At 45.3% G+C, this 19,319-nt stretch carries 17 protein-coding genes and 2 pseudogenes; 12 read left to right on the top strand and 7 right to left on the bottom strand.

Features of this window, described 5'->3' with window-relative positions:
- Nucleotides 1-42: 42 nt before the first annotated feature.
- From TW81_RS15730 to TW81_RS19690, 5 genes and pseudogenes are all read right to left on the bottom strand, one after another.
- A complete protein-coding gene (locus TW81_RS15730) occupies nucleotides 43-942 on the bottom strand; it encodes an AraC family transcriptional regulator (protein WP_045956685.1) in 900 nt (299 codons plus the stop codon).
- A 221-nt stretch (nucleotides 943-1,163) separates the two neighbouring features.
- The gene (locus TW81_RS15725) at nucleotides 1,164-1,424 is read right to left on the bottom strand and encodes a DUF2999 family protein (RefSeq protein ID WP_045956684.1); all 261 of its coding nucleotides are present in this window, start codon (nucleotides 1,422-1,424) and stop codon (nucleotides 1,164-1,166) included.
- Between the two features lie 150 nt (nucleotides 1,425-1,574).
- Entirely contained in the window at nucleotides 1,575-1,820 is a 246-nt protein-coding gene (locus TW81_RS15720) for a DUF3297 family protein (protein ID WP_045956683.1), read from the bottom strand.
- Between the two features lie 91 nt (nucleotides 1,821-1,911).
- Nucleotides 1,912-2,649, bottom strand: a complete 738-nt coding sequence (locus TW81_RS19695; RefSeq protein ID WP_420835068.1) for a U32 family peptidase — start codon at nucleotides 2,647-2,649, stop codon at nucleotides 1,912-1,914.
- Nucleotides 2,650-3,084: 435 nt separating this feature from the next.
- Nucleotides 3,085-3,634: pseudogene (locus TW81_RS19690) on the bottom strand (peptidase U32 family protein); the annotation flags it as partial.
- 466 nt (nucleotides 3,635-4,100) lie between these two features.
- Between TW81_RS19690 and TW81_RS15710 the strand changes: the two are divergent.
- From TW81_RS15710 to TW81_RS15695, 4 genes are all read left to right on the top strand, one after another.
- Nucleotides 4,101-4,472 (top strand): GntR family transcriptional regulator, encoded by a 372-nt coding sequence (locus tag TW81_RS15710; protein ID WP_045956682.1) that lies wholly within the window; start codon nucleotides 4,101-4,103, stop codon nucleotides 4,470-4,472.
- Nucleotides 4,469-5,338, top strand: a complete 870-nt coding sequence (locus TW81_RS15705; RefSeq protein ID WP_045956681.1) for an ABC transporter ATP-binding protein — start codon at nucleotides 4,469-4,471, stop codon at nucleotides 5,336-5,338. Before TW81_RS15710 ends, TW81_RS15705 begins: the two co-directional genes overlap by 4 nt.
- Nucleotides 5,338-6,168, top strand: a complete 831-nt coding sequence (locus tag TW81_RS15700) for a hypothetical protein (protein WP_045956680.1) — start codon at nucleotides 5,338-5,340, stop codon at nucleotides 6,166-6,168. The genes TW81_RS15705 and TW81_RS15700 overlap by 1 nt, the downstream gene beginning before the upstream one ends.
- A 200-nt stretch (nucleotides 6,169-6,368) precedes the next feature.
- Complete coding sequence (locus TW81_RS15695) at nucleotides 6,369-7,415, top strand: lactonase family protein (protein WP_045956679.1); 1,047 nt, start codon at nucleotides 6,369-6,371, stop codon at nucleotides 7,413-7,415.
- Between the two features lie 55 nt (nucleotides 7,416-7,470).
- Here TW81_RS15695 and TW81_RS19455 read toward each other — a convergent pair whose 3' ends face one another.
- Nucleotides 7,471-7,623, bottom strand: a complete 153-nt coding sequence (locus tag TW81_RS19455) for a hypothetical protein (protein WP_204244007.1) — start codon at nucleotides 7,621-7,623, stop codon at nucleotides 7,471-7,473.
- A gap of 141 nt (nucleotides 7,624-7,764) precedes the next feature.
- Nucleotides 7,765-9,357, bottom strand: coding sequence for a bacteriohemerythrin (locus TW81_RS15690; RefSeq protein WP_045956870.1), 1,593 nt, complete (start codon nucleotides 9,355-9,357; stop codon nucleotides 7,765-7,767).
- 307 nt (nucleotides 9,358-9,664) lie between these two features.
- Between TW81_RS15690 and TW81_RS15685 the strand changes: the two genes are divergently transcribed.
- The 8 genes and pseudogenes from TW81_RS15685 (at nucleotide 9,665) to TW81_RS15655 (ending at nucleotide 19,307) form a co-directional block, all read left to right on the top strand.
- A complete protein-coding gene (locus tag TW81_RS15685; RefSeq protein ID WP_239424394.1) occupies nucleotides 9,665-11,593 on the top strand; it encodes a sensor histidine kinase in 1,929 nt (642 codons plus the stop codon).
- On the top strand, nucleotides 11,590-12,933 hold the full coding sequence (locus tag TW81_RS15680) for a sigma-54-dependent transcriptional regulator (protein WP_045956677.1): 1,344 nt from the start codon (nucleotides 11,590-11,592) through the stop codon (nucleotides 12,931-12,933). The genes TW81_RS15685 and TW81_RS15680 overlap by 4 nt, the downstream gene beginning before the upstream one ends.
- Before the next feature lie 180 nt (nucleotides 12,934-13,113).
- Nucleotides 13,114-13,419 (top strand): annotated as a pseudogene (locus TW81_RS19105) (glycerophosphodiester phosphodiesterase family protein); the annotation flags it as partial.
- Between the two features lie 229 nt (nucleotides 13,420-13,648).
- Nucleotides 13,649-14,689, top strand: a complete 1,041-nt coding sequence (phnD, locus tag TW81_RS15675) for a phosphate/phosphite/phosphonate ABC transporter substrate-binding protein (RefSeq protein ID WP_045956676.1) — start codon at nucleotides 13,649-13,651, stop codon at nucleotides 14,687-14,689.
- Between the two features lie 100 nt (nucleotides 14,690-14,789).
- The gene (gene phnC, locus TW81_RS15670) at nucleotides 14,790-15,575 is read left to right on the top strand and encodes a phosphonate ABC transporter ATP-binding protein (RefSeq protein ID WP_045956675.1); all 786 of its coding nucleotides are present in this window, start codon (nucleotides 14,790-14,792) and stop codon (nucleotides 15,573-15,575) included.
- Nucleotides 15,563-16,354, top strand: a complete 792-nt coding sequence (phnE, locus tag TW81_RS15665) for a phosphonate ABC transporter, permease protein PhnE (RefSeq protein ID WP_045956674.1) — start codon at nucleotides 15,563-15,565, stop codon at nucleotides 16,352-16,354. The genes phnC and phnE (TW81_RS15665) overlap by 13 nt, the downstream gene beginning before the upstream one ends.
- Nucleotides 16,354-17,157: a phosphonate ABC transporter, permease protein PhnE gene (gene phnE / locus TW81_RS15660; RefSeq protein WP_045956673.1), complete on the top strand. Its 804-nt coding sequence runs from the start codon at nucleotides 16,354-16,356 to the stop codon at nucleotides 17,155-17,157. Before phnE (TW81_RS15665) ends, phnE (TW81_RS15660) begins: the two co-directional genes overlap by 1 nt.
- 194 nt (nucleotides 17,158-17,351) lie before the next feature.
- Entirely contained in the window at nucleotides 17,352-19,307 is a 1,956-nt protein-coding gene (locus tag TW81_RS15655) for an alkyl/aryl-sulfatase (protein WP_045956672.1), read from the top strand.
- Nucleotides 19,308-19,319 lie beyond the last annotated feature (12 nt).

Raw genomic sequence — 19,319 nt, 5'->3', positions numbered from 1 at the left:
CTAAGCACAAAAAGAGAGCCTACCATGTGGTAGGCCCAGACTTTATTTAATTGCGGTGCAGAAACTGACGTCTGCGTGTTGTGTTTTTGGATCGTAACTGTGGTACAGCTCAAAGCACGGGCGATCATCGTTCTCAATGCCAGACTCGATGACTTTGCTCATCAAATCATCCCACGCAAGAACGTATTGATTGTTCTCGGTGATATTCTGGCGAATGACTGCATACTCTCCACCGGGAAAGTCTTGTAGCTCAATACCATGTGGAACGTCTGTTTCTTGCGGAACCATTAAGCAAATGTCGGTACGACACTTGTCGTTTGGTGTTACCTCCGGGTTGTCGTGGTAAATGAAGATACATGTATTGTCCGCCAAACCTTTCATTGCCGCCCATTGATACAGGCGACCACTTGGCTCTTCATAACCTTCGCCATAAGGGCCCGTTACTCTAATGTAAGCCAGTTTCGTTGCGGCAAAATTTTGTGTTTCCATTGGGTTGCTCCATGTTGTGAGTTCAGAGCGAGTATATGAGTTGCCTGGCGCGAGTTCGTTTCCATTCTTGCGCAATGTGTGTCCAATCTTGCTGTTTCGCGCTAACTGGGCAAACTGCTGGTAGTTTTCACAGTCGCGAAACTCGCTTGGTGTGACTCCGTAGTGCTGCTTAAAAGCCTTGGCTAAACTTTGCGAACTCGAGAAGCCAAATTCTAACGCGATATTGAGTATCGGTTGTTTACTCTTAAATAGCTCATCCGCAGCGGCAGCTAGCCTTAGTCTACGGATGAAATCGGCTAAGGTTTCTCCTTGTACCGCTTTAAAGGTGCGATGGAAATGGTATGGGGATAAGTTTGCCAAAGCCGCGACTTCCGGGAGGTTAAGCGGTTGGTTAAAGTGCTGTTCAAGATAGCGAATGACGGGCAGCAATCGTTTTTGATAGTCGACACGCATTGACTTAGTTCGTCCTTGTTATATTTACACAAAGCGTACCGCAATGACGGCAGGTTTCAAAGCTGAAGGCGTATAAATGCGTGACGCGTAAGATGGTTAGTTTGCGCCAACAAGAATGTAGCGGCATATGTCGGCAACGACTATCGTTGTGATAAAAAATGCCGCTCAGCCGAACGAGTGGGAGTGGCGGCCATTTCTTTAATCAGATGCGTTATTTTGGCTTAGTTGCCTTGGTTTTGAAGTTTCTCTTTCGCTTGTTCAACTTTAGAGAAATCCAAACCAAGCTCTTCAACCGCTTCTTTAATCAGTGCTGGGTTTTGCATAACTTGACCCATCAACATCTGCAGTTGCTCTTGAGGTAAACCAAGTTGACCAATAGTCGCCATCGCCGCTAGTGGGTTTTGGGTCAAGGTTTGGAACAACTCGCGGATTTGTTCGTCACTGATATTGTTCTCTTTTAGCATCGCTAGAATTGGGTTCATTACATTTCCTTTTAATCAACACTATGAATCGCGGCAAAGTTTATCATCGCTGATTTCACGAGTGAATTTCTCTTCACATTGGTTATTGTTTTACGAGTACTAAAAAGCCACCCGCAACAGCAAGGTGGCTGTACATAACAAGCGCAGAAGTTACACGTAGTACGCTTCGACTTCGCCTTTAAGTTGGATTAGCATTGGGTTACCGTAGCGGTCTTTCGCTTTTGGCGATGCAATTTTCACCCAACCTTCGCTAACACAATACTCTTCAACGTCTGTGCGCTCTTTGCCTTTAAAGCGAATACCGATCTGATGATCGAAACACTCTTTGACAAAGAAAGGGCTGCGTGGGTTGCCTGAAAGGCGATCGGGTAGAGCTGGTTTAGCTGTATCTGTCATGGTTGTGACCTTGAAGTCGTTAAATTTGCGTCATTGTAGTCAGAGAGTGTGGCTTGTTCAACTGCGGCGATGGCCTCGTATGAGCATTTCACTACAAGCCTTTCAAATATTGTGCGTTTGCCGTTGGATGAACCTTACGATTTATCGTTTGAGCATGCTGTTCACTATGCTCTGTAAGCAGCGACAAGAACGCATCAATTAACTCTGGTTTGGTTACGGAGGCTTTGGTTTCGGTGTGAATGTCACGCAGATCGATCAACACATCGGTAAACAATTGTGGCAAGTCTTGCAGCACTTGCAGGTTTAACACATTGGGCTCGCTGTAAATCGAGTTATGGCTACCTTTTTGCTTTTGCACTACATAGGGGTTGTCTTTTAAGTTGATGATTGATGTACGTTTATCACAACGCTTTAAACAGCCTTTGTTGACCTTGATCTTGCGGCAACCTTCAGTTTGTTGGAACAAACATTGGCGGCTGGTCAGCAAGGTATTCGGATGATAAATGCTGTAGTAGCTGCGCATAGATTGCGGGCGCTTGATGCGACGCATCTGCTTCATATTGAGTTCGTTGGAGATAAACGCACCGCTAGCGGCAAACTCTTGTTCTAGGCATTTGAGCGAGTATGAGTTGGCTGTGTTCATTTGTGGTCCAGCGATCCAGTCTAAGCCTAGTTGTTGTGCAAGCAAGCCAACCCCTGAGTTATTGGTGATCAACTGCTCGGGTTCGATCGCTTCTAACAATTGATGTGCGGCTTGATAATCGTCACCAATCAAAATGGCTGGGAACCAAGGCTTCGATTTCGGGTAGGTTTGGAACAACTCGACCATAACGCTTAGCTCACTCGCCAAACCCATCGGCAGTTGATAATACACGTCTACATCTTCGTATTCACACAGCGATATGTCTTGTTTTGACGAGATCAGCACAGAAAGTTTTGGCGCGTCGCCACGGACTTCTGGCTGAGGTAGGGCAGGCAAACTTGGAACATCGATTGCACCTTTTAAGCTACTGCCAGAGGTTTGCGCTGAGCTGATATCGAATGATTGTGTCTTCTCAATGACTTTATCTATGATTGCGGTTTTGTCATCGTAGAGCTTCTTCTTCACCGCTTGCACAACATCTGTCGATTGGCACTGGTAGATTGTCGAGAAGTGTTTCACCGCGTGGTCGCGAGGATTGTCGATGTACATCGCCTTACCAAAGTCACCGCGCAAAAATGCGTTGGAGAAATCACGGTTAAATACCGTATATAACTCACTGGTGTCATTCGACAGCTCAACCCCGTCACATAAGCGGTCAATTTGTTTACGCCAGTTATCTACCACAGTGTACACATAATGGGATTTCTTGATTCGGCCTTCGACTTTGAGTGAATAGACGCCAGCATCGGCAAGGGCTTGTAAATCACCGAAGGCCGAGTTGTCTTTCAGATTGAGTGGGTAGCTGTTGCCCGTTTTAGTGGTCTCGTACTGCTCGCGACAAGGTTGGCTGCAGCGACCACGGTTACCCGATACCATTTCGTGCCGAGCTGATATAGCAGATGCCCGAGAAGCCAATACAGTACGAGCCATGGACGAAGACTTCCATCATGACATCGTGTTCGCGGCCAAACTGAGCCAGATGTGCGATCTCATTGATGTTGAGCTCGCGAGATAAATTGACACGGCTTTCCGTCAGCTGATTAAGGAACAAAATCTGCCCTTGGTTGTGGGTGTTGAGCTGCGTCGATGCGTGAACGTCCAAATCCGGGAAGTAGTGTTTGAGAATGTAAGCTAGGCCAAGATCTTGCACAATCACGCCGTCGATGGCCATGGTGTTTAGCTGACTGAGCAAACGCACAATGGCAGGGATTTCACTCTCTAAAATCAATACGTTGAGGGTCAGGAAGATCTTGCAGTTGTGCTGATGTGCCAGTGCTAACACGCCATTTAAGTTATCTAAAGTCAGATTGGTCGCTCGGTTACGGGCATTAAAACGGTCGAGCCCGCAGTAAATCGCGTCTGCGCCCGCAGCAATGGCGGCTTTGATGGATTCTAGATCGCCACCCGGTGCTAATAACTCAAATTGATCACGTGTCACAAGGTTTCTCCTACTCAATAAACGAGCGTGTCATTCTACTCAGTTAAAAAGTGTGTTCGAGCGCAGAATAGCGCTTGCTTCATCTAAATCAATTAATTCGTGTCAGAACAGAAAATGTCATTTTTGTTTGCATTCTGAATAGATTGCTTTAGTGTTATACCTATATATATCACCAAAGCAAAGTGCTAGGGCAAGCTTGATGACAGATTGGAACGAGACTCAGCCTATTTTTCGTCAATTGGCGGATCGCATTACAGAGCAAATACTGCAAGGTGTTTGGGGTGAAGGTGCAGCTTTGCCTTCGGTTAGAACCGTTTCTGGCGAGTTGAAAATCAACCACATCACTGTGATGAAAGGCTATCAGCTATTGGTTGATGAAGGATTGATAGAGAAAAGGCGCGGCCAGGGGATGTTTGTTGCACAGGGCGCGTTGAGCCAGCTAAAAGCGTCGCAGAAAACCCATTTTATTCAGCAACAAATTCCATCTATTGCGCTGAAACTGCAGCAATTAGATATACCACTACAAGAATTTATACAGCAGCTAACGTTGCACATTGAGGATAAACAATGAGCGTACTTATTGAGGCACGGCAAGTGAGCAAACAATATTCTGGTCGAGTCAAAGGGCAAGGTGAGGCGATTAAGAATATCAGCTTTGAACTTAAATCCGGACAGGTGTTGGGTCTACTTGGTCACAACGGTGCAGGGAAATCGACCTTGATTAAGAGCTTGCTGGGTGCCCATGAATATCAAGGCACTATCCAGGTGTTAGGACTTGAACCTATCGCTCAGCGCGCCAAGGTGATGGCGCATCTTTCGTATATTTCGGATGTCAATGTACTGCCAGATTGGATGACAGTAAGGCAGATCCTTCGTTATACCTCAGGCGTGCATCCGAGTTTTGATATGGCGAAAGCGCGCTCAGTTCTCGATCAAACTGACATTAAGCTCGACAGTAAAATCAAGTCTCTTTCAAAAGGAATGAAGGTACAGCTTCATCTGGCGATTGTCATTTCAACCGACACTAAGGTTTTGATTCTGGACGAACCAACACTTGGTTTAGATTTGGTTTATCGAGAGACGTTTTATCGTCATTTACTTGAGTGGTTCCACGATGGAGAGCGTGCGCTGATTATTGCCAGTCACGAAGTGTCAGAGATAGAACATTTACTTACCGACGTGATGATTTTGAAGCACGGCCAAATGGTATTGCAATCTTCCATGGACAAGATTGCTGAAGAGTATGTGATTGTCGAAGCAACCGATCAATACCAATCGCAAATGGAGTCATTACAGCCTTTGTCGATTGAACGCGCCTTAGGTACAACGCGATGGTTAGTTCGAGCGCCTCAAGCTGAAAATCTTGAAGGTATCGACAGAATTTACAATGTAAAACTCGCCGACTTATTCTTAGCTTTGCAAAAGGAGGCCGCGTAATGAATCCGAATTTCTATTTGCTTGAGAAAGAGTGGTTAGAACATAAAATCATCACGCGTGTACCTTTGGTGCTGCTGGTGTGTGGGATTGTGTTGCTGCTTTCGATTTTAATGAACTCAACCATTCAAAGTAATGTCACTTATGAGCTGACCTACAATGTGGATGGCATGGAATCAGGCTTTCAATTAGGCAAGCAGCTCAGTGGATTAGCCTTTGGTTTTACTGGATTTCTTTCTATGCTGCTTACCAGTCTTTATTTTCCTAAAACGTTGCGTAAAGAGCGTCAAGAAGGCAGCGTGATGTTCTGGCGCAGCATGCCAGTATCGGATCTTAATACGCACCTTGTGAAGCTCGCTTTTGGTCTGTTGATCACACCGATTATCTGCTCGATGTTAGTAGTGTCAGCAGATTTCTTAATGTGGATCATCAATGTCGTGATGGCTGAGAGCTTTCCGCTATTTTTTACCGGAGAGTCGATATGGTTTGTTTTTACACATTGGTTAGAATTCATCGGTCGTATGTGGTTAGTAGGGCTGGCACTGTTGCCGTTTGCAACGATTGCAATGGCGATCTCGCAAAAGGTCAATTCACCACTCTTGGTGATGGTGATTGGTTTTTACGTCATTCCATTGTTGGCGACTAACTTGTTTGCCACACAGGCTGTGAGCCAGTTTTTCCACGGGGCAATGTCGCTACCTTTAGATTTGCTGACTGGCGACAATCCACTTAACGCATTCGGACATTTTGGAGCACTCAATTTGCTGATCTATTTTGCTCTTGGTGCAATAGGGCTAGTGACGAGTTTAAGGCTCAGCCGTTCGGTAGACTAACAGAGAAGGCGTTAACATGGGTTAACGCCTTTTTCCTTTGGCTCCTAGCGAGTGCGTTTAGTGCTGAAACGACTTTCATCGCCGCTGGCGTAACTTCCTATTTGCTCACAGTTTAGTGATTTGCTTGTAAGCCGCGCTTGAGTGAGGGCAAGCAACGCGGCAAGGTAGAGGGCTAAAAATAGCTCGTTAAGGTAAACAGAGTGCCATCGAATAAAAATAGCCATTTCTATGTTGGTTGCTATACAGACAGTCCCAGCCAAAGTTGCGGTATTGGTCAAGTTGTACTGAACGGCCAAACCGGTGAATTAACACGAGTTGAAGATTTATACTCATTGCGCAATCCCTCTTATTTGCTCGAAACTGAGCAAGGCATTGTGACGGTTAGCGAAGTGGTGCGCGATCAAGGCGCACAAGTTGTTCACATCACCAATGAGGCAACAGTGACCAAACCGCTGAATGGCGATTATCCCTGTCATCTTGCGGTCTCGCCGGATAAACGCTATCTCGCAATCGCCAATTATGCTTCGGGTAACGTGAATGTATTCCAGCTTAATGATGCGGGTGAACCGCAGCAAGCTATTGGCGATCTGTATGTCGACGGTTGCGGCCCCAACGCCGATCGTCAGGAAGCTCCGCACGCCCATCAAGTGACGTTTTTAGCCCATACCCCGCATTTGGCGGTGGTTGATTTAGGCGCCGATGCGATCCATTTTTATCATCATGATCAAGCTGCTCAGTTCTCCCATGAGCAAAGTGTTGCTCTTACTGCTGGTAGTGGGCCAAGGCACATGGTTTTTAACCAGCGGGAAAGCGTCGCCTATGTGGTTTGTGAACTGTCAGAAACTTTGGTTGTGCTTCGCAAACATGCGGATGGCAAATGGTGTGTTACTTCCGAGCAGAAACTCATAACCGAACAAGAAACTGGCGAGGCGGCTGCGGCGATTAAGCTCTCTGCCGATGAGCGTTATGTTTATGTTTCGTGCCGCGCGCAAAATACGCTCTGCGTGTTTGATGTCAGCGCGGATACGCCGAAATTAATCGGGCGCTACCCAACTGGGGGAGATTTCCCGCGAGATTTTACTTTGAGTCAGGATGGAAAATGGTTGCTGGTGGCCAATCAGCATTCCAATAATATTGTCAGTTTCAAGCTTGATCACCAGACAGGTCAGCTTGAAGCGAGCGGGTTTACTTGTCAGATAGATGCGCCAGTATGCGTGGTTGAAAAAACAGCCTTTAACGCTAATTAGCAATGATAAATAAAAAAGGTAGCGATGACGCTACCTTTGTCGATGGCTAAAGCGGTTAGGCTTTTTGCAGATCTTTGGCTGGGTAAGTCAGCGAGATACCGTCGACTGAAACTCGAACGTAGTAACCACCACTGCTCAGGCCAACAACGACCATTTTGCCGAGATCTACACCTTTTGTTGCTACTACAACATCATCAATTGCAAACATGTAAACACCTTATTTCAATCGCTACATCAAATCTTTCGACTTGGATTTAAACAGCAATTAGATATAACGACTAATCGGGTTTATTGTCGTGACTATAAAAGTGGTTTCTTAACTCACCTGCGTTGGTAGCGACAGAGTGTACTAGTTTAATTGATTGTTTTTAAAGGCCTCAACATAGGCTTTGTCTTCCTTCATTATGTGGTTGCTGAGCCAGTTTTTAAGAAACCCCATCAGCTCATCACCGATGTCTTCCCCTTGTTCCACTCGGCGTTGAAATGCCAACACCTGCTGTACTAAGTGGTGGTGTGAATCCATGTGTTGTTTGGTTTGAGTGTATTCAATTTGTTGAAATAACGTCTCTTCGTAAGAAAAGTGGTTGGCGGTATAATCAATCAACCCCTGCACAACCCGTTTAATTGAAGACAAGCCATAGTTGTGTTTGAGCAGGTGGTAGAGTTCGTTGATTAAGTGGAGTAGCGCTCTATGTTGTCGATTGATTTCGTCTAGTCCTATATCAAGTTGATCGTTCCACTCCATTAGTTTGTCGCGTTGCGCTTCATCGGCTTCTATCTGGTGCGGGTCTATGGCAAAACGATGGAGCAACGAATCAATTTCACCTGACAAATTGCGCACGGTAATACTGGCAATCAAGGTCTCTTGAGTAGCACGGACATTGTTGTCTGACTCTATCGCTATCTGCTCTAAGCTTTGTCGCAGACTTTGTGTTTGGCTCATCTGTTGTTCTGAAGATTGCGCAATTTGCATTCCGTAGCTGCGTAAATCCTCAATCTGCTGATTCAGCTCTTGAAACGTATTCTCTGCGGTGGCGGCAATTTCAAGTGAACTCTCCATACTCGACTTATTCTCTTTCATTGTGTTGAGCACATCGTCAGTTTTGTTTTGCAGTGTCGTAATTTTTTTGCGGATCTCTTCGGTTGCTTCTTGAGTTCTCATCGCCAGCGATCGCACCTCATCCGCGACTACGGCGAAACCGCGACCTTGTTCTCCTGCTCGGGCACTTTCTATCGCGGCGTTGAGTGCGAGAAGATTGGTTTGCTCAGCGATGGCGCTTATCGTCTCCATCACTTGGCTAATTTGAGTGGTTTCATGCATCAGTGATTGGAAATGTTGATTTGAATTGTCGATATGCTGATTGGCGTTATCTAGCGCGACTTCCAGTGCGACCATATCTTGGCTGCCTTGATCGGCCTTTGACTTGGCGTTTTGGGCTAAGGCCGCGGTGGACTCACAGTAGTGTGATACGTTGGTGGTAATGTCAGACAGTTGGCTGATAATCTGCTGCGCTTGGTCGACGTCTTGCTTTTGACCTATTGCGCCTTGCTTAGACACGCCAGAATCTTTTTCCACAGTCGCTGCTACCTCGACTAAGCGCGCGGTTGATTTACGCATCGCATGCACGGTGCGAGAGATATCTTCGCCAATACGATTAAAGGTATTCACTAAAGAAGCACTCACACCGTCGCTGGTGGCAATTCTTGCGGTGAGATCGCCCTCAGAGAGATGCACGGCTGTTTGATTCAATTGATTAAGCAAACCGCGCATTAAGTGAATGGCAGTGACAACAACTAGATGATAAATCACCAAAAAAGCCAGCCATAGCCACAACTGAACAACAAAAAGCTCAACCACAATAGGTAAAATGAGTAGCGATAGCAGCAGTGACCACTGCAATGAAGAGAGACGACTTAAGCCTGAAACTATGGATCTAATCATATGCCAACCCCAACTGGGAATTTTATTACTTGCTTGATTAAATTTAGGCGAAAGTCGGCAAATGCCCCACTGAATTGGCAAAATGATTTCCTCCGATATGTTTGAGGCCATGCGCTTAGTGCCGTGATCGCGAATATCTAGAGCCCTCAAGTTTCTCAGTGCTCAATCCACAAATCTGATAAAGACAGCTTTATTAATAAAATGTAGTGATGTCTTATATGGCTTGTTAATGAGGAGCGTTCGAGTTGGAGCGCGATGTGTTCAATTTACTCGGAATATCTTTTTGAATCAGATGCTTGTTCAAGACATGTCGACCATTAAAGTGAGATCAGGAAACCCGTCTAACCACAAAGGAAAATTTAAGTGGCGTGGTATTGAGGTGCGGCTTGGCTTAGCGTTAGCCATGTTGTCGCTAACTACATTGCTGCTCGCTTTGTTTAGTTCGTCTACCTATGACAAGCTGGAAGTGGCATTGGTGGGTCTAAAAGAGCGCGAAATCCCAGCCCTTGAACAAGCTGCGCGGCTAAATGATATGGTGCGTTTGGTTATCACAGATTCATCTCAGCTTGTGGCGGCTGATTCAAATCTGGAAAGGCGTGCAGCTATGGTACGTATCGAAACCAGTATTGCTGAAATGACCAGCGTTTTAGCGAGCTTCCCTGAATATCATGCCTACTTTAAAGATTTAATCGTACAAGTCAGCAATAGTTTAAGTTTGCTCCATCAAAGTGGTGAAGAGTCGCGAGAGCTGAATAAAAAGCTGCGCAACTTACTTGAAGGGTTTTACCCCTTATTGCAACAAGTGAGTGATGAGCTAGATAGCCTACCCGCAGAGCAAAAATCTCGCCTTCAATACAGCCAACTTAAGGCGTTACTTTTTTACCAGTTGGGCTTAGTTGAAAAGCTTTATAACGATGGCAGTTTTAATGAGCTGGATTACACCACCTACCGTTTAGAACAACTAGGGCAAGATTGGTTCAGTCTATGGCTTGATAGTGGATTGGCGGAGTCTCTACCCGCGCTGGATGAAAAGCTTTCGGTTATTTATACTTTGGCCTCGCGTTCGAGTCGCTTGGTTCAACTTAAAAACAAAGCATTGGAACATTACTATCAGCAAGACTTTTTATTAGAAAACAGCCGTAAATACTTACACCAACTTTCGGTTCAGATAGAGCGGAATACCGCTAACGTCAACTTAGAAATTGACTCATCTATTGAGCATGTCCAGGCGTCACTGGCTTCAAATCGGACATTTTCTCTCGCCTTGTCGGTATTCAGCTTATTTGCCGCTGCTGGAATAGCGTGGTTTTACGTGCGCAAAAATATCTTGGAGCGATTGTTAAACCTCCGTGACGACATGTTTGCTATTTCAACCGGACATCTGGATACACCCATTGCGTTAAAAGGACATGATGAAATTACACAGATGATGAAGTCTCTCCAGGTGTTTCAAGCGACGGCAAAGGTGGTTAAAAAGACAAATCAAAAACTCGAAGCTGAAGTCGAAGAACGCAGATTAGCAGAAGAGAAACTGAGAGTTACGCAAGATGAGCTTGTTCAAGCGGGAAAACTGGCAGCTTTAGGACAACTCAGTGTTGGCATAACCCATGAAATAAACCAGCCGTTGACGGCTATCAATAGCCATACTCGCAGCGCTCAAAAGTGGCTAGAGCAACAACGACCAGATAAAGCGCTCCAGAATCTGCACAAGATAGAAACCTTACTTTGTAAAGTGGCCGCATTGACGCATCACCTGAAAGCTTTTTCTCGCAAAAGTGATGGTAAAATATCGACTGTGGCGGTCATGCCTGTTGTCAACGATGCGATCGAGTTGTTCGCTACCCAGCAAATTCCTATTGTTCTTGAGTGTGAGCTAGCGACTGACGAGTGTGTTAACGCCAATCCAATCCGTTTAGAACAAGTCTTAGTTAACCTTATTAGCAATGCAATAGATGCCACCGAACGGAAGACGAGCCCCCTTATTTCGATTGCTGTCCGGCGAAGTAGTTCAGAGGTGGTTATTTCGGTCAAGGATAATGGAAAAGGCATCATAGCGGAGGATATTCCTCACATCTTTGACCCATTCTATACCCGTAAAGAAGTCGGCAAGGGGTTAGGCTTGGGTCTATCTATTGCATTTAACATTATTAAAGATTTTGGCGGTTCGATTCGGGTTCAATCTCAACCCGATCAAGGCAGTGAATTTATAGTCCATCTACAAGGCGAAAGATTATGATATTGGCAAAGCAAATCACCCTAATAGACGATGAGTTGGATGTCGTAGAAGCGGTGAGTGAAATGCTGGAACTGGAAGGGTTTAACGTGACCGGTTTTACCGATCCCAAGTGTGGATTAAAGTCATTATCACCAGACAGTAAGCAAGTCGTGTTGTGTGATGTACGCATGCCTCAGTTAGATGGCTTAACCATGTTAGATGCCATTCAAAGCCGTGCGCCAGGTTGTGAGGTCATTTTAATGAGTGGTCATGGCGACATTCCGATGGCCATTGAGGCGATGAAACTTGGCGCATTTGATTTTATAGAGAAGCCGCTGCAAAGCGATGAATTGATTGAAAAACTCAATCTTGCAGCTCTACACGTCCACAATGCACCAGATAAAAATATTACCTCCGAGAAACCGATTGAAAATGTCGTAATTGGTGTATCAAATCAAATGGAGATGGTGCGTAGCCAAGTATTAGCATTGGCTCGGACTGGGGTAGACACCATCATTAATGGTGAAACCGGAACTGGTAAAGAAGTCATTGCGAGAGCTTTGCATCAGTATTCTGACCGCCAAGATAAGCCGTTTGTCGCCATCAACTGCGGGGGTATGACGGAAAGCATCATTGAGAGTGAGCTGTTTGGCCACGAGGCTGGCTCTTTTACCAGTGCAAATAAGAAGCGCATAGGTAAAATTGAACAAGCCCATGGCGGAACATTGTTTCTTGATGAGATTGAAAGTATGCCCGTTGCGGTGCAGATTAAACTGCTACGAGTTATACAAGAGCGTGTCATAGAGCGTGTGGGTGGCAACACCCTGATTCCGGTCGATATCGTGGTTGTGGCAGCGAGCAAAGCGGATCTCGCGGAGTTGAGTCAGCGCGGTGAATTTCGGGCAGATCTGTTCTATCGACTCAATATAGCCAGTTTAAATTTACCACCACTCCGTCAGCGCAAGGAGGATATTCAATCCTTATTTCGCCATTTCGTCGTCCAAGCTAGCCATAAATATAAAACACGGCCTTCGACACTTTATGCTGAGCAGATTCAGCAGCTTTGTCGCCACGACTGGCCGGGAAATGTGCGTGAGCTAAGAAACGTTGCCGACCGATTTGTACTTGGAATTGTTGGAGAAGGGTTCGATTTACAAACCCCGACGGTACAGAGCAACGACGCTTTTGCTTTCGAACAACAAATGGAACAGTACGAGCGCAATGTACTAACAGAAGCGCTAATTGAAACCGCTGGAAACATCAATGAGGTTTCTCTAAGGCTTAACTTACCGCGCAAAACACTGTATCGAAAGATGAAAAAGCATCAATTGGAAAAAGAGAGTTTTAAGGCCAGTCACTAACTGAGGACACAAATGACTCAATATAAAAGAATGATACTGATTATGGTTTTATCGTATTGAATTATAAAGATAAATAATTTGGCATAGAGACTGCTATAGAGTCACTACTCTGATTAAGACTTGCGGAAATAAATCTGTCAAACAGACGTAATCCTTTGTCATCAGAGTAGATGAAAACCCATAAAAATAATTGCGCCACCAATCTATGCTCTGCTTCAGCTGGATGACAAGAATAATATCGTCGCATCCGATTACGCTAAGTTAGCTAAGCAAGCCGATCTCGATATTATCGCTTGGACACTAGAGCGCTCAGGTCCTTTAGCTCAAGGTGGTGGTTGGTATTACCAAAGTGTTACCGATCAAATTAATCAAGATGGCGACATGATGCAGGTACTTGATGTGCTTGCGAAAGAGGTTGGTGTACTTGGTGTATTCAGTGATTGGCCTTCAACGGTAACCTACTACGCAAATTGTATGGATATCTAACGGTCTGGTCTTATTATCTAAGGGTCTTTTGACCCTTTTTTTTCGTCGTAATTTTACAGGACAAAAATGACCCAAATATACGGACTATTACTGGACACCAATGACCCAAAGTTTTTTGGTTAATGTTGGTTTTATTTTAAGCTCATGAAATATAACGATAAAAATATTGGCACGCCCCCTGCTATAAGGAAAGTGAATATTAACAATAACGTGAATGTAAGGTTCTAATATGAAAAACAGTGTAAAAGGATTGTTAATCGCTGGCTCTTTGCTGCTTCCGAGTGTGGTGATGGCGAGTGAGTGTGCTAACCGTGGCGTTCTGGATGAAAGATATTGTGACGAGAACCAAGACTTGGTAGCGGACGCTCCAAAGGATTCAAACGAGTGGATTGACCCAAGTACGTTGGTCTTTACCTATACACCCGTCGAAGACCCTGCGTTATACAAAGATGCGTTTGCTGATTTCCAAGCTCACCTGAGTAAGATCACTGGTAAGAAAGTGATCTACTACACTGTTCACTCCAATTCTGCTCAAGTCGAGGCGATGCGTTCAGGCCGTTTGCATGTTGCTGGTTTCTCTACCGGGCCAACTGGTTATGCTGTAAATCTAGCAGGTTACGTACCGATTGCTGTTAAAGGTGATGAAGCTGGGTTCCAAGGCTATAACCTTGTCACTATTGTTCGTAAAGATAGTGGCATCAACGAAATGGCTGACTTGAAAGGTAAACGAGTCGCCCACACTTCGGCTTCTTCAAATTCAGGTAACCTTGCACCGCGCGCATTATTCCCGGCCCAAGGCTTAGTGCCAGATGAAGACTATAAAGTGCTTTATTCAGGCAAACACGATCAATCTATTCTTGGTGTTTACAACGGCGACTACGACGCAGCACCTGTCGCATCAGATGTCTATGACCGCATGGTAGCAGCAGGTCGCGTAGACGACTCTGAGCTGAAGATAATCTACCGTAGCCCACGTTTCCCAACGTCTGCTTTTGGTTATGCATATAACCTCAAACCCGAGCTGGTCGAAAAAATTAACCAAGCGTTCTTTAGCTATCGTTTTACACCTGAAATGAGCGCAGCTTTCAAAGGCGCAGACCGTTTTTCACCTATCACTTATAAAGAAGATTGGTCTGTGATTCGCGATATCGCGCATGCGACCGGGACAGCATACACCAAAGCTGGCCTGAAAAAACTGGCAGAGAAAGATGCAGCGAAGCGTGCTAAGCAAAAGGCCGCTGAACTCGCGAAGCAAGCTACTAGCCAATAATCCTTCTTCCATAACGTCAACAGTACGGTGCCTCGTGTGTAGGGCACAGGGCATCGTACAACCTAAATTTACGCTCAAAATAAAAACAAGGAATTGTAGTATGGCCGTAGCAAGCTGTGACACAACAAAGTACGACGGAATAAAGATCAACAACCTGTTCCATGAGTACGTGGCGGGCAAGCCAATCCTAAAAGGGATAGATATTGATATTGACCGACCAGGCATTATTGCGATCATTGGTCCTTCAGGTACAGGTAAGAGTACCTTACTGCGCTGTATCAATCGCTTGAACGACCCGACAAGTGGTGAAATTCTATTTGAAGGGGAAGACCTTACAAAGTTACAAGGTCAGGCTCTTCGCAAGCAGCGTCGTCACATTGGGATGGTTTTCCAAGAGTATAATTTGGTTGAACGTCTCACTGTTATCGAAAACGTTCTGAGCGGCCGCCTCGGTTATATGTCGTCATGGAATGCATGGCGACGAAATTACTCTCAACAAGACCTCAACAAAGCGTTTGAACTGCTCGACTTTGTGGGTTTGAGGGACTTCTCTAATCAACGGGCTGATAGTTTGTCGGGTGGTCAGCGTCAGCGTGTTGGTATCGCGCGTGCGGTGATGCAAGACCCCTACATCTTGTTGGCGGATGAGCCAACATCGTCCCTTGATCCTAAGACCGCCGTTGAAATTATGGAATTGATGGAGACATTCGCGAAAGAAAAGCAAATTCCAGTTCTCGTCAATATCCATGACGTCAATTTAGCCAAACGTTTTGCGACTCGCATTATAGGTATGTGTAACGGTAAAGTTCACTATGATGGCAGCCCAGAGGGCATCAGTGAAGATGATCTTAAGATCATCTATGGGGGCGAGTCATGGCTGGATTAAGTTCTTCAACAGCGGTAGAAAATCCCTTCAAAGCGTCTTGGGTAAATCGCCTCGCTGCTTTGTTTGTCGTCGGCTATCTGTTTTACAGTTTTTCTACTCTCAACCTAACTTTCGAACGTCTAATCATAGGTTTTGGTGAAAGTGAACGCTTGCTATCGCGTATGTTTCCTCCCGACTTTTCTCGGACGAATCTTTTGTTGAGTGGCTTAGCGGAGAGTTTGCAGATAGCGATAATATCTAGTTTTTTTGGCATTGTGATTTCACTCGTACTGGGCCTGTTGGCAGCGCGAAACATGATGCCATCGATTGTCTCAACTCCTGTGCGCGGCTTTATTGCACTGTGTCGTTCGTTTCATCCAGTGATCATCGCCATTTTGTTTGTTAAAGCGGTTGGTTTTGGCGCGCTTGCTGGGATCCTTACGTTGGTTTTTGCTTCTATCGGTTTTATAGCCAAATTGTTTGCCGAAGCGATAGAAGAAATTTCGTTTAAGCAAGTGGAAGCGATTCAAGCTACAGGGGCAGGGTTTATAAGTGTCATTTTGTTTGCTGTGATGCCGCAGGTGTTTACTCGCTTTATCGGTTTCGCTAGCTATCAATTGGACTCAAATCTGCGCAACTCAACCATGGTTGGCATCGTTGGTGCGGGTGGTCTAGGGGGCACGCTTTTTTCTGCATTTCAACGCTTCGACTACGATTTTGTCGCTGCAATTCTTATCACGATTATCGCTCTTATCCTTGTTGGTGAGTTCTTGTCTAATGTTGTAAGGAGAATTTTCTGATGACGACAGCTTCTATTGAAAGAGAGTGGCAACGTTTTACGTTCAATGAGCGCTTAGCAAGATTCGCCGCGTACTTGTGTTTTGTCTCGGCTATTGTCTGGTCTTGGCAGACAGTAGAGATCATTCCTGAGTTTCTATACGACGCGCCCGCTCAGTTCTCTGACATGTTCAGTCGTATGGTGCCGCTTGATTATGGTTTTTACCCTGAAACTATCCATGCAGCCTTGGTTGAAACGTTACATATCGCAACGTTAGGCACCTTGTTTACGCTTGTACTTGCCATTCCGTTGGCCCTGCTCAATGCGCCAAATATTACTCCAAGCAAAACACTTAATTGGATTGCGCAGTTTTTCCTCGTCTCTTCACGCTCGGTGAATTCACTGGTGTGGGCGCTGTTGTTTATTGCTTTATTTGGCCCTGGAGTGTTGGCGGGAATCATGGCGATAGCGGTGCGTAGCGTTGGCTTTGTCGGAAAGCTGCTGGCGGAGGCTATCGCAGAAGTGAACATGGGTACGATTGAAGCGTTGAAAGCAACAGGGGCTTCTTGGATGAGTGTTTTACTTAAAGGTTACTGGCCGCAAGTCATGCCTGCATTTTTCTCTATCGTCCTATTCCGCTGGGATATCAATGTCCGTGAATCTGCGGTGCTTGGTTTGGTTGGTGCTGGTGGCATCGGTGTTGTTCTAAATGATGCGCAGAATCTTTTTGAGTGGCAAAAGGTCTCGATGGTGCTAGTAAGTATTTTCGCGGTAGTGGTACTTGCTGAAGCGCTTGTTGTTCATGTACGCAAGAAGTTGATTTAACAGAGTGTTAAAATCAATCAGTCCATTGTGGGCTGATGAAACGAAAATAGAACAAGGTGGCGACTTGCCACCTTTGTTTCTACTTTAAGACATTTAACAATAACACTTTGATTTAATGTGTTTTGTATTTGAATAGCCATATAAGTGGTCTAAACTTTAATCGGTTAATAACAATATAGATCGAGGAGAAGGTCATGAAGCCACTTATGGCGTTGGCTGCGTTAGTTGTGCTTTCTGCGGGTGTCAGTGCAGATGAAGCTAAACCAGCGACGGAGGCTACCGTAGCCGCAAACAATAAGGTGAAGCAGACTTTACCTTTCAGTGACAAAAAAGATTTCGAAAATGCCCAGCGAGGATTGATTGCCACGCAAGATGTCGTCACTATCAAAAACGATAAGGGCGATGTGGTTTGGGATCTGGAAGCGTATAAAAAATACATCGGTTTAGATAATCCTGCTCCTGATAGCGTTAACCCAAGCTTATGGCGTAATGCTCAGCTCAATATGATCAATGGCTTGTTCAAAGTCACTGACGGCATCTATCAAATCCGCGGTTATGACCTTTCCAACATCACCTTTATTGAAGGGCAAACAGGGTGGATCGTATTTGACCCATTAATTTCGCAAGAGACAGCGAAAACTGCCCTAGAGTTCATTAATGGTGAGCTAGGTGAAAGACCAGTTGTTGCGGTTATTTATAGCCACAGTCACATTGACCACTTCGGTGGTGTAAGAGGCATTGTTGACGAGAAAGATGTCAATGATGGCAAAGTTCAAATCATCGCGTCCCACGGTTTTACCGAGCATGCCGTTTCAGAAAATGTCATTGCAGGTAATGCCATGGGTCGACGTGCCGTGTACATGTACGGTGCTTTATTACCACGAAATGAACGTGGCGGTGTGAACGGCGGTTTAGGTCAAACGACATCAACAGGCTTAGCGACATTAATCAAGCCGACCGATATTATCGAAAAAACAGGTGAAGAGCGTACCATTGATGGCGTGAAAATGGTGTTCCAATACACGCCTGGGTCGGAAGCTCCGACAGAAATTAACACCTACTTCCCAGACAAAAAAGCATTGTGGATGGCAGAAAACTCAACCAATACTATGCACAATATTCTGACTCTACGTGGTGCTCAGGTTCGTGATGCTCTTAAATGGTCAAGCTACCTGCAAGAAACAATTGAAATGTGGGGAGATAAAGTCGATGTTAAATTCCAAAGTCACCACTGGCCAATGTGGGGACAGAAAGATATCGTCGAATACTTCAAGAAACAGCGTGACATGTACAAATACACTCACGACCAAACGGTACGTCTGATGAACCAAGGCTATATTGGTTCTGAGATTTCAGAGATCATTCAATTCCCTGAAGAGATTGAAAACAACTGGAGTACCCGTGGCTACTACGGAACACTGCGTCATAATAGCCGTGCCGTGTATCAGCGTTATATGGGATGGTACAGTGGTAACCCATCTGATCTCAACAACCTACCGCCGACGAATGCTGCCGTTAAATATGTGGAGTACATGGGCGGTGAAAGCGAAACTATTAAAAAAGCGCAAGCTGACTTTGATGCAGGTAAATATCGTTGGGTAGCCGAGGTGCTGAAGCATGTTGTTTTCGCTAACCCTCAAAGCAAAAAAGGTAAAGCACTACTCGCAGATGCCTATGAGCAGTTGGGTTATCAAGCCGAGTCGGGGCCTTGGCGTTCAGTCTATTTGCAAGGCGCTTATGAGCTAAGAAATGGTACGCCGTCAGCGGGAGGTATCGTTACTGCATCCCCAGACATTATCAAAAACATGCCTCCTGAGATGCTCTTTGACTACTTAGCCGTGAGAATCCTTCCAGAAAAAGCGGCAGGCAAAGTGTTTGCGATTAACCTTAACTTCACTGATTTGGATGAAAAGTACACCCTGTATGTTGAAAACTCAGTGCTAAACCATACGCGTAAACAAAGCACCGATCCTGATGTGACACTGACTTTGACCAAATCTTCACTTGATGATGTTCAACTGGGTAAGGTAACTCTAGAACAAGCTATAGCCAGTGGGGATATCGCGTTAGATGGCGATCAGCAAGTATTTAAAGACTTTGTCGGTATGCTTGATACGTTTAACTTCTGGTTTAACATCGCCACACCTTAGCGAGGAAAATGC

The sequence above is a fragment of the Vibrio galatheae genome (assembly GCF_000967545.1).
Taxonomy (GTDB): domain Bacteria; phylum Pseudomonadota; class Gammaproteobacteria; order Enterobacterales; family Vibrionaceae; genus Vibrio; species Vibrio galatheae.
Note: the sequence above shows the minus strand (reverse complement) of the source record. Positions and strands in the feature narration are given on the sequence as shown.